The 9926-nt window shown below is 39.1% G+C and carries 13 protein-coding genes, 1 tRNA gene and 1 other RNA gene; 7 read left to right on the top strand and 8 right to left on the bottom strand.

Annotated elements, in window-relative coordinates:
* Positions 1 to 277: 277 nt before the first annotated feature.
* Positions 278 to 1243, bottom strand: a complete 966-nt coding sequence (locus WCP78_RS00240; RefSeq protein ID WP_336278513.1) for a YdaU family protein — start codon at positions 1241 to 1243, stop codon at positions 278 to 280.
* Between the two features lie 446 nt (positions 1244 to 1689).
* Between WCP78_RS00240 and WCP78_RS00235 the strand changes: the two genes are divergently transcribed.
* The 3 genes from WCP78_RS00235 to WCP78_RS00225 all read left to right on the top strand — a co-directional run bounded on the left by WCP78_RS00235 (position 1690) and on the right by WCP78_RS00225 (position 2908).
* Positions 1690 to 2001 (top strand): XRE family transcriptional regulator, encoded by a 312-nt coding sequence (locus WCP78_RS00235; protein WP_336278512.1) that lies wholly within the window; start codon positions 1690 to 1692, stop codon positions 1999 to 2001.
* Between the two features lie 315 nt (positions 2002 to 2316).
* On the top strand, positions 2317 to 2706 hold the full coding sequence (locus WCP78_RS00230; RefSeq protein ID WP_336278511.1) for a hypothetical protein: 390 nt from the start codon (positions 2317 to 2319) through the stop codon (positions 2704 to 2706).
* Positions 2707 to 2710: 4 nt separating this feature from the next.
* On the top strand, positions 2711 to 2908 hold the full coding sequence (locus WCP78_RS00225; RefSeq protein WP_336278510.1) for a hypothetical protein: 198 nt from the start codon (positions 2711 to 2713) through the stop codon (positions 2906 to 2908).
* On the opposite strand, the gene WCP78_RS00220 is transcribed toward WCP78_RS00225, so the two are convergent.
* Entirely contained in the window at positions 2893 to 3240 is a 348-nt protein-coding gene (locus tag WCP78_RS00220; RefSeq protein WP_336278509.1) for a hypothetical protein, read from the bottom strand. The two genes, WCP78_RS00225 and WCP78_RS00220, sit on opposite strands and share 16 nt — an antisense overlap.
* Before the next feature lie 105 nt (positions 3241 to 3345).
* On the opposite strand from WCP78_RS00220, the gene WCP78_RS00215 reads away from it, so the two are divergent.
* Complete coding sequence (locus tag WCP78_RS00215; RefSeq protein WP_336279098.1) at positions 3346 to 4065, top strand: lambda exonuclease family protein; 720 nt, start codon at positions 3346 to 3348, stop codon at positions 4063 to 4065.
* A 75-nt stretch (positions 4066 to 4140) separates the two neighbouring features.
* A complete protein-coding gene (locus WCP78_RS00210) occupies positions 4141 to 4320 on the top strand; it encodes a hypothetical protein (protein WP_336278508.1) in 180 nt (59 codons plus the stop codon).
* On the opposite strand, the gene WCP78_RS00205 is transcribed toward WCP78_RS00210, so the two are convergent.
* Positions 4299 to 4373: transfer RNA gene (locus WCP78_RS00205), tRNA-Thr, on the bottom strand. The two genes, WCP78_RS00210 and WCP78_RS00205, sit on opposite strands and share 22 nt — an antisense overlap.
* A gap of 157 nt (positions 4374 to 4530) precedes the next feature.
* On the opposite strand from WCP78_RS00205, the gene WCP78_RS00200 reads away from it, so the two are divergent.
* Both WCP78_RS00200 and murA read left to right on the top strand, forming a co-directional pair.
* Entirely contained in the window at positions 4531 to 4683 is a 153-nt protein-coding gene (locus tag WCP78_RS00200) for a hypothetical protein (RefSeq protein ID WP_336278507.1), read from the top strand.
* A gap of 136 nt (positions 4684 to 4819) precedes the next feature.
* Positions 4820 to 6115 (top strand): UDP-N-acetylglucosamine 1-carboxyvinyltransferase, encoded by a 1296-nt coding sequence (gene murA, locus WCP78_RS00195; RefSeq protein WP_336278506.1) that lies wholly within the window; start codon positions 4820 to 4822, stop codon positions 6113 to 6115.
* A gap of 233 nt (positions 6116 to 6348) precedes the next feature.
* Here murA and WCP78_RS00190 read toward each other — a convergent pair whose 3' ends face one another.
* The 5 genes from WCP78_RS00190 to ykgO form a co-directional block, all read right to left on the bottom strand.
* Positions 6349 to 7170, bottom strand: coding sequence for a TIGR00282 family metallophosphoesterase (locus WCP78_RS00190; RefSeq protein ID WP_336278505.1), 822 nt, complete (start codon positions 7168 to 7170; stop codon positions 6349 to 6351).
* Between the two features lie 18 nt (positions 7171 to 7188).
* Positions 7189 to 7812 carry a 5-formyltetrahydrofolate cyclo-ligase gene (locus tag WCP78_RS00185; RefSeq protein WP_442895292.1) on the bottom strand — a complete coding sequence of 208 codons (624 nt, stop codon included), beginning with the start codon at positions 7810 to 7812 and terminating at the stop codon, positions 7189 to 7191.
* Positions 7813 to 7921: 109 nt separating this feature from the next.
* Positions 7922 to 8082, bottom strand: a non-coding RNA gene (gene ssrS / locus WCP78_RS00180) — 6S RNA.
* Positions 8083 to 8174: 92 nt separating this feature from the next.
* Positions 8175 to 8945 (bottom strand): tetratricopeptide repeat protein, encoded by a 771-nt coding sequence (locus WCP78_RS00175; protein WP_336278504.1) that lies wholly within the window; start codon positions 8943 to 8945, stop codon positions 8175 to 8177.
* Positions 8946 to 9066: 121 nt separating this feature from the next.
* Positions 9067 to 9192, bottom strand: a complete 126-nt coding sequence (gene ykgO / locus WCP78_RS00170) for a type B 50S ribosomal protein L36 (RefSeq protein WP_332065818.1) — start codon at positions 9190 to 9192, stop codon at positions 9067 to 9069.
* Positions 9193 to 9926: the final 734 nt, after the last annotated feature.

Below are 9926 nucleotides of genomic sequence, written 5' to 3'. Positions count from 1 at the left end.
TATGCGGTGGCTGATTAGCCGCTGCGGTGGTTATTTAAGCTATGCGGTGGCTGATTAGCCGCTGCGGTGGTTATTTAAGCTATGCGGTGGCTGATTAGCCGCTGCGGTGGTTATTTAAGCTATGCGGTGGCTGATTAGCCGCTGCGGTGGTTGTTTTAAGCTATGCGGTGGCTGATTAGCCACTGCGGTGGTTGTTTAAGCTATACGGTGGCTGATTAGCCACTGCGGTGGTTATTTAAGCTATGCGGTGGCTGATGAGAGCCACTGCGGTGGTTGTTTAAGCTATACGGTAGTTGATCAGATTCCGGTAAAGAGCATCATCGTTGTTGAATTTTGGTGCTAGAGGAGAATGAGAGGAAAAAGTTGCAAGCCTTTCCTGATTGTCTTTTAATCGTTCAATTTCTCGACGGAACCAGTTGCGCCATGTAGCTTGCCAATCAACTTTTAGCGCTTCTTTACCACTTTTTGCTCGCCAATAATCACGAAATTTCTTTTCTTGCCAACGTGCTTGCTCTTCGTTTAAACCTTCCAAAACTGCTGCGTGGATGTCTGCTGTCCAATCTTCAGGAAGACGTTGTCCTTTCTTTGCTGCCGTGCAGCTTTCCGTCTTCTTGCTAGAGTTTGAAAGATTTTCTGCTTTTTCACGAGAACTGGACAATTTCTCTCGCTCATCTGGTTTGCTGGGTGTGGGGGTAGAAGAAAGGATTAAAGATTTTTCCTCCTGCAACCTGTCTTCTCTTAGTTTAGAAAACTGCTTTTCTAAAACACCGTCAGGTGTTTTCTTTTCTTCTTCCTTTTGAGCTTCTGAGTTATGTTTATCATTTCTTGCACTCTCGTTAAGCAGTTGTTGAACTTGTTCATTGATTTTTCTACGTTTTTTTGCTGAACGCTGACCTGCAAATGATTTTTGCTCAAGCAATTTTTCTCTCTCATGAAACACATTCTCGCAGCGTTGATTCCATAAACCATTCGCTAAACTTAAAATCTTTCCTTCATCAATCAACATCTTTAAAACATTGGAAAAAGTTCGCTTATCACAGCCGCAAAGACGCGCTAGGCGTTCTATCGATAACTCTAAAGGACGACCGCGTGCGTACATTTCATTGAGTAAAATGGTATAAATTCCAATTTCATGCGCGCGCATGCCACGCACCCCTCCTAAAAAATCGTTTTGATACCAACAAACATAAGGGAGCGTAGATGATTCATAGTGAGGAGTTTCTTGTTGATTGGTATGTTTCATGCTTCAATCCTCTCTCTTCTTTGCTTATACATTTTCATTTGTGATAAAATCGAAAACAATATTTTTATGCATTGGACATTCGACTGATGTTTTGAGTTTTGATAGAATGTTACGGTTTGATTGCTGTTTATTCTATCGGATGACGGATCTTGAGGTGTTTTAATTACTATAAAATTCTCAAAGGTGATTACGCGTGCTTGTATGTAAATAACCTGACGGTTTGAGATTGCGTGAATACGAAGGATGAATAATACGATACTGTAATTGATAGGTTTTCTGTGGTGCCTTTTGTATTCTTTGGAGTGATGAGTTGTTTTTGTGATAAAGTGAGTTTTGCCTCCAAGAGTAAAATTTGTCCTCTTAATTTTATCCTCTTTTGAGGATAATGCAAGTCCATTTTTGAGAAGGACGTGTCTTTTTTTGAAGACACGCTATATGGTGAGATTATGAATATCAATGGGTGGCGTCAAAGATTAAAAGTGGCCTTTGAAGAAAGTGGCAGGTCAAAAAGATCTATTTCTCTCGCAGCAGGAAAGGGTGCTGGATATCTTCATTCTATCCTTACGGAAGGAAAAGAGCCAACAATTGAATCACTTGCTCGTGTTTGCCACGAGATCAATGTCAGTATGAATTATATCCTGTATGGAGATAACATTAGTTTTGAAAATCAAGAGTTCATAGATCTGATTTCAAAGCTTTCTCCTGAGGAGAGACAGGCAATTTTAACTCTTTTGAAGCGACCAAACGGCGGAGCATAAAGATAATATCTTTTTGCACTTTTGGATCAAGAGTACACCAATATTGTATCAATTTTAAATCACTCATTTTATCTCCCCTGTCTATTTGTGATCAGTATACTAAGAACAAATAGAGAACAATAAAGGACGTTTTTTGAATGAAAAATTGATCCTTTTTCATTCAAGCATGTCATTCAAATGTTCTAAATATTGGAAAATATATCTTTTATTAAGGATAAAATAATTGACATATCTTCCATAGAGGATATAAGACTAATGTTATATTTAATCCTGTCAAGATAAAGCTGCGCTTTATTAACTATACAAGGGGGCATTATGAAAAATATTCCATTCGTTAAAGAAAATGAAGCCATCATCATTTTATGTGATGATGAAAACAGTCATGCTTATGCAGGAACGATCGATCAAGTTGAAGAGGTCATTGAAATTATTGAAGAGTATGAAACTGTTCAAAGAATTCTACGGCTCGATTTAACAACACTTTATGCCGAGGATGTCAGTGAACAACTCGCGGATGTTTACATCAAAGAGCATGAAATTGATGAACAGAGTCCGCAACTCCAGCCATTTATTCTCAATAGCGATGTCTATCATGTCTGCTTAGATAAAAAAATTGTGCACGATTACGAAGATAATGTTTATGGATCTTATGAAAAGCAACATCGCTTGCGTCCATGCGATGTGTTAACTGACTATTGGGGATGAAATTATGCCAAGTTATCTGAAAACTCATTATTATAGGGTTCCACTCTATTATGCTGGAAGAGATAAAAATATCATCAAATTAGAACCACAAAAATACGATGCAGTCCTTTTTATATCAGAAAAAGCTGCTCAGTCTGTTGCAAAAAAGTTAGCGAAAGACTATCTCCGAGATGATTTTTTTGTCGTTCAACAGCCTTGTTGAGGGTCATCATACATTTTTTTTGAGGAAATGGGTACAAAGAAAAGAGGCAAGAAAATACCTTGAGAAAGGCGTTGTTGTGTTTGATGAAAAAAGACACTGGAAAACACAAAGGCTAAGCCAGTTGCGTGAGGAAAACCACCAGAAAATTGTTTCAAACTTAAAAATAAAGTGCAAAGCTTCTCCATGGAGAAAAAGCTTAAATCTCGCATAATTTCAAGAAAAATCATCAAATACAATACGCTGAAATAAAAGAAATCTCCTCCTCTAGTGCTACCAGCAAAGAGTGAGTGCATAACTGAGACAAAAATCATCATGCTTTGAAAATGCGTCAAAACACTGCTTTTGATATATTGTAAGAAATATCAAAAGCAAGAGTCCAGCATCGTCAAGCGCATAGAATCTCAAACAATTAAATAATACGAAAATAGAGGAAAATGATGCCAATCATTATCAATTGTATTCAGGGAACCGATGAATGGCTGAAAGCTCGTAATGGTTTGATCACTGCTTCTTTGTTTGAAATGGTGGTGGGGCGAAAAAAACAGGGGCAAAGAACTCAAAAATACCATTCCATTATGATGAAACTTGCTGGAGAAAGAATTACAGGAAAAACTGTTGAAGAGGGGACAACGCTGGCTATGCGGCGTGGGATCGAATTAGAACCAGGTGCGCGCCAGCTTTATGGTACGCTAACGCATACAAAACCTGAATCAATAGGGTTCATTTTAGCTGATGATCGCGCGAAAGGTTTTTCTCCTGATGCCGTGATTGGAACCAATGGATTGTTGGAAATTAAAACAAAAAAACCCGAAATTTTAATCCCCCATTTTTATCAAAAAGGTTTTCCAGAAGAGCATAAAGCACAGTGTCAGGGAGGATTGTGGATTGCTCAACGCGAATGGGTGGATTTGATGCTCTATTGGCCTGATATGCCACCTCTGATTAAGCGTGCCTATCGTGATGAGGCCTATATTCGCAAGCTCGAAAGTGAGATTAACCATTTTAATGAAGCTTTGGAAAATATGGTGCATTACATTAAAAGTACCGATCCACAAAGTTGTAAGATCATAGAAACATTTGCTGAGGAGAGAATCGTTCCTCCACGCCTGCATCCACGCTTAGAAAGTATGAGAAGAAAGAAAAAAGGCTTAAAATAGTGCCAGAAAACAGATAGCGTTGAAGATACGCAAAAATACCTCAAGCAAGCCTCATGAGAGGAATTTCCTAGTGCTATGGAAGTAGAAGCAGTTTGGAGGCTTTGCCAGGGATATCCTGGCTTTGTGGAAGAAAATTCCTGGTGTGGAAGAAAATTCTTGGTGTGGAAGAAAATTCTTGGTGTGGAAGAAAATTCTTGGTGTGGAAGAAAATTCCTGGTGTGGAAGAAAATTCCTGGTGCTGCGAGAGAGGATTGAACTCTCGACCTCTCCCTTACCAAGGGAGTGCTCTACCACTGAGCTACCGCAGCATTTCCCAATCTTTGTGCTGCCTTGTGCCATATTGTTGTAAAATAGGCAAGAGAACATTTGCGCATTCTTGCAAGAAACATCTTATTGTGTCATGAGTTCCTTACATAATAGCAATGAGTTGCTAAAAAAACTCAAGACTGCTCAGAAGGTGGTGCCATGACACAAATGTCTCAAAACAAAAAAGAAGAACACATGAAGCATCAAGATGAAAAAGAAAAACGGCGTCAGGAAAGGCTTGCTAAACAATTACGTGAAAATCTAAGACGTCGAAAAGAGCAAAGCCGAAAAAGATCGCAACAAGAAATCTAAAAATTCTCATCTTTGATTTTAGCCATTTGTGCAACTGGATTTCTCAACGATTTATTAAAAAACATCACAAAAAATAACTTTTCAAGGCATTGAAAAGTCTTGGGAAGATCAAGGCAAAGGAAAAGAGTAAAACTATATGGATTCTATTCAAATTATTGGTGGAAAACAACTTAAAGGAACCATTCCTATCTCAGGAGCAAAAAATGCGGCATTGCCTCTCATGATTGCATCTTTGCTAACAGAAAATACCGTTGTTTTAGAGAATATTCCTCATTTGGCGGATGTTGAGCTCTTAATCCGTATCCTTAATAATCACGGTGTCGGTTATACCGTTGAAGGGCAAAAAGCTAACAGTCATTATGGCAGTTCAAGAACAATCCATTTTACCGCAAACAAAATAGCAACAACATGTGCGTCATACGAACTGGTTAAAAAAATGCGTGCAAGCTTTTGGGTCATCGGACCACTGCTTGCACGATGCAAAGAAGCCTATGTCTCATTGCCTGGAGGGTGCGCTATTGGAACTAGACCCGTCGATTTTATCCTCGAGGGACTCAAAACTTTAGGGGCACAGGTTGCTATCAAAAATGGATACGTTCATGCCCAAGCACCAAAAGGGCTAAAAGGTGCACACTATCGTTTTCCTAAAGTCACTGTCGGGGGAACACATGTTATGCTTATGGCCGCAACAACTGCAAATGGAACAACAATCCTTGATAATGTTGCTTGCGAACCAGAAGTCATCAATCTTATCCAAGCCCTTAATACAATGGGTGCAAAAATAACAGGTGAAGGAACCTCAACAATCACTATCGAAGGCGTGAAAAAACTCAAAGGAGCCAGAATACGTGTTATCGCTGATCGAATCGAAGCGGGAACATATGCGATGGCTGTTGCTATGACAGGAGGAGATGTACTGCTTAAAAATGCAGATCATAACCATTTGACAAAAGTCATCGAGATCCTTCAAAAAACTGGACTCGAAATTGAAATAAAACCGCAAGGAATCCAGGTGAAACGCAATAAGAGGCAAACAAAAATAATGCCTGTTGATATCAAAACAGGTCCCTATCCCGATTTCCCAACCGATCTGCAAGCTCAATTCATGGCTTTGATGACATGTGCCCAGGGAATCGCTCATGTCACCGAAACAATTTTCGAAAATCGTTTTATGCATGTTCAGGAACTCTCCCGTTTGGGTGCTCAGATAAAGCTCGATGGACAGACCGCAATCGTTTCAGGAACAGAGCGTTTACAAGGTGCACAAGTCATGGCAACCGATCTGCGTGCGTCTGTCTCTCTTGTCATTGCGGCGTTGGCCGCAAAAGGAGAAACTGTCATCAATCGTGTTTATCATCTTGATCGTGGGTTTGAGCAGTTAGAAAAAAAATTGGCAAAATGTGGAGCTACAATTCAACGTATTGCGGTCTAGCTCCTCTTTTGGCAGCTAGGCCAAGTTTTGTGAAAGAAATCTTTCAAGGGAGACGAGATCCTTAAATAAAACCTATGGAAAGTTAATCTTTTGCATTGGGAGCTCCCTTTGAGGTGTTGCTTCTCTTATAAGAATAAAAAGCTTACAAAAATCGGGCTGGGTAGATCAGTTGATGCATCAACACCCTTTGCTGCATCATCAAATAAGAGTTATTTCCAAAAGGAGGCAGGAGATCACCAAAAATCTGGGATTTCAGGCTTTAAATGTGGGCCAAGGCGCACAGCAGAGACTTTTTCTGCTAACCCCGTGCGATCCGAAAGCTCAACCGCTAAACCACAAAGTGTCGCAGGACCAAGCGCAGGTTCATAGCGATCACGCTTCTTTTTATAAAGAAAGCGGTATAAAGGCTCTTCCTTATCCATGCCAAGTGATGAATTATAGTCACCACACATGCCTGCATCCGACAAATAAGCGCTGCCACCTTCCAAAATTTGTGCATCAGCCGTGGGAGTGTGTGTATGAGTTCCTACAATAACGCTGACACGTCCATCAAGAAAATGTCCAAAACATTGTTTCTCACTTGTTGTTTCTGCATGGAAGTCAAAAATAATCGCATCTGCTTGATCACCTAAAGAACAAGCTAACAAAATCTTTTCTGCTTCTTCAAATGGATCATCTGCCTGGCATGGCATAAAAATAGTTCCTAAAAGATTGGCCACAAGAACACGAGCTCCATTCTGTGCTGTAAAAATACCCGCACCCCTGCCAGGTGTTCCTTTAAAACAATTAGATGGACGTAAAAAGCGCTCGCTATCATACGCGCACTGCAAGGCGTCTTTACATCTAAAGGCATGGTTGCCCGTTGTAACAACATCAGCTCCTGCTCTTAAAAGATTGTAATATATCTCCTGCGTGATGCCAAAACCATTATAAGCATTTTCACCATTGACAACAACAAAATCAAGATGCCACTTCTCAATAAGTCGTGGAAGCTTTCGAAAAACAGCCTGACAGCCTGTCGATCCAACAATGTCACCTAAAAATAAAAATCGCATAAGCGCTTTAATCACACTTTAGTATTCTAAGAAACCTTTTTCTGTAAAAATTCCCTGCACAATAAGATCATGTTCTTCATGCGGGATCGATTCAACTTCTTGGCACGAAAAGCCTAACCCTAATAAGTGAACCTTATGCCCTTGTTGTTCTAAAGCTGCAATGGCGCGGTCATAGTATCCCCCTCCATAGCCAAGACGGTGACATTGGCTGTCAAACGCTGAAAGCGGTACAATAATAAAATTGGGTACAATAACCGCATTCTCTGAATTAGGACCCATCGTGCCAAAGCGCATAGACTCTAACTGGGTCTTCTGTGAAAATGTGCGAAAAACCATAGTGGTTGAATCTAACACTGCTGGTAATGCTAAACTGCCACCCTGCAAGGCTATAAAATTTAACAAAGGATGAGGATCCAGTTCCGATCTAATGGGCAAATAGCCTGACAAAATAATCTGCGAAAAATCTTCTTCTCTCTGTTTAAAATAATCTATTATGTGGGAACAAGCTCGGTGCGAAAAAAGAATACGGTCTTGTGTTGATAGCGCGTCGCGCCGTGATAAACCAAGTTGACGTAAGTGCGATCGAATTGAGGAAGAAGATTGCCGATATTGGGTATTTTCTGCCATTATTTCTTGGGTCATTTCGTAAATCGTTGAAAACTAACAAAAATTTTTACAAATCTTGTGAAAAATTATAGCGACATCTTTGTGAAAAAAAGCATCGTAATAGTTTACCTCCCTTTCATAAAAATGGTGATCCACAGCAGCCGATAGAAAAAGTCGATCCCAAGAACCTAACTCAGTAGGTGGGCGCCATATGAAAAAGCCCACGAGCCTTTTCAGGGACAGCTCCCTTGGAAATCAATAAGGTCTCAGGAATATGTTATTTCTTGTCGAGAAGTGCAGAACACCACTTCCTAATATAAGGCAGTTTCAGATTTTTGACTAGATATAAAATGCTTATAATGCATTTTCTGAAGGAGTTTCAGGATAAAGGCATTGGGTTAAAGTGTTTGTGGTGATTGCTTGTCTAACAAAAACTCGATGCGCTTTTGTAGCTTTTGCATTTGTGGATAATAATAAAGAGCCTTTTCATAGGCTTTTATGGCAAGTTGTGGGCGCTCAGTTGCTTCCATAGTAATTCCAAGCTCAAAAAAAGCCATGTAATTGCGTGGCTCAAGCTCTATAGCATGATTAAGGTCAAGCATAGCAAGCTTAAAATCACTCAGTTGAATATGAACCCAAGCGCGTCTAATCCAAACTTCGGCATAATTGGGTAAAAGTGCGATCACATTGTCAATATAATCAAGGGCAAGGCCATAATTTTCAGAACTGATAGCAGATTCAGCCCAAGACATCAAAAGGTCAATGGTATCGCTTCCGGACTGTGACCATAAACGCTGAATCTGTTGACTAATAGTTTTGGCTTTATTGACGTTGGCACAAGATTTTAGTTCTTTGAGTAAACGGGCAATCTCTATTTGTTTGCGTTTTTCATCTTTGCTAATATGTCTGTGGGTTGTTTTAAAATCTTCAAGAATGGTTGCTTTTAAATCACGGTCAGTGGGTGTTGAGGGGGAAGAGTCTGGTATTAGATCATCCAAAGGTAAAAGTAATTGAGGAGATGGTTCTTCAAGCGGTAATACAGGAAAATTCTGTCCATCTTCTCCATATACAACAGGAGAAAGAAGACAAAAACTGCTTACAAAAATAATTCGCCGGAAAAAAAGAAAGAACCGAAACCGTAAAGCTTTTAAAAAGACTAAAAGCCCCATAAAAATAGATCCTCAAAACAAAGACTCACAAAATAAATCTTCGTACCTGAAAACAAATTTTTATAAAACCAATTAATGTACGAGATTAATTTAATGCTCACAAAAGGCACACAAAGAACTATTAACCCTGACGTGCTCTAAAACGCGGGTTGCTTTTATTCAAAATGTAAACACGACCTTTACGACGCACCAAACGATTGTTACGGTGGCGTTCCTTTAATGCTTTAAGAGAATTTTTAATTTTCATCATACTCACCGTTTACGTAATAACATAACTCATTGCTACAATAACATTCTTGCAATAACACTAGACACTGGCTCCACAATATTTAACTCATGTAACCCTGTTACCACAAACTCATTACTTTATTCACTGCGATGACAAAGAAAAACACATTCCCTATAACAAAAGTATATGCCCCAGCGCCTAATCAACACAATAAACAAGTGAAAATCACAAATAAACTGCGGAAACCCTAATAAAAAGTCTTGTTCTTGTCAAGAGATCATTCCCTTAAAGTATAAGGGAAGAGAGTGAAAGCAAGATATTAAAAAGGCCAAAATTGTGAAGAAGCAAAAAATTAAAATAACAAAGTAATTGGCTAGATTTAAAAAAGACGGCAAGTGATGCCCTTTAAAGGAAGTTTGTATCATAAAATATTTTCTAATGTACTGTTATATAAACTTTTTACAGTTTTGTTAATTTCATGTTTTCTGTGTAAGCGTTAAAACGTAAATAAGATAAAGCGTAAATAATGGGATGGTTAAAAAAATAGAGGAATAAAGCATTGAAAGATTTAAAATTAAAAGGGAAGGAAGAACAAGGGATATAAAGAGAATGAAAATTCTCTCACCAGAAATTGCCGGGAAGAAATGTGGAGAATCTATAAAGATAATCTGGAGAGAAAATATGCCAGGAGCTTTGGAAATATTAGCGAGGAAAGCTTTATTAAAGATTTTCTCGGGAAGACATTCTTGAAA

The organism is Bartonella occidentalis, assembly GCF_037070875.1.
Lineage (GTDB): Bacteria > Pseudomonadota > Alphaproteobacteria > Rhizobiales > Rhizobiaceae > Bartonella.
Note: the sequence above shows the minus strand (reverse complement) of the source record. Positions and strands in the feature narration are given on the sequence as shown.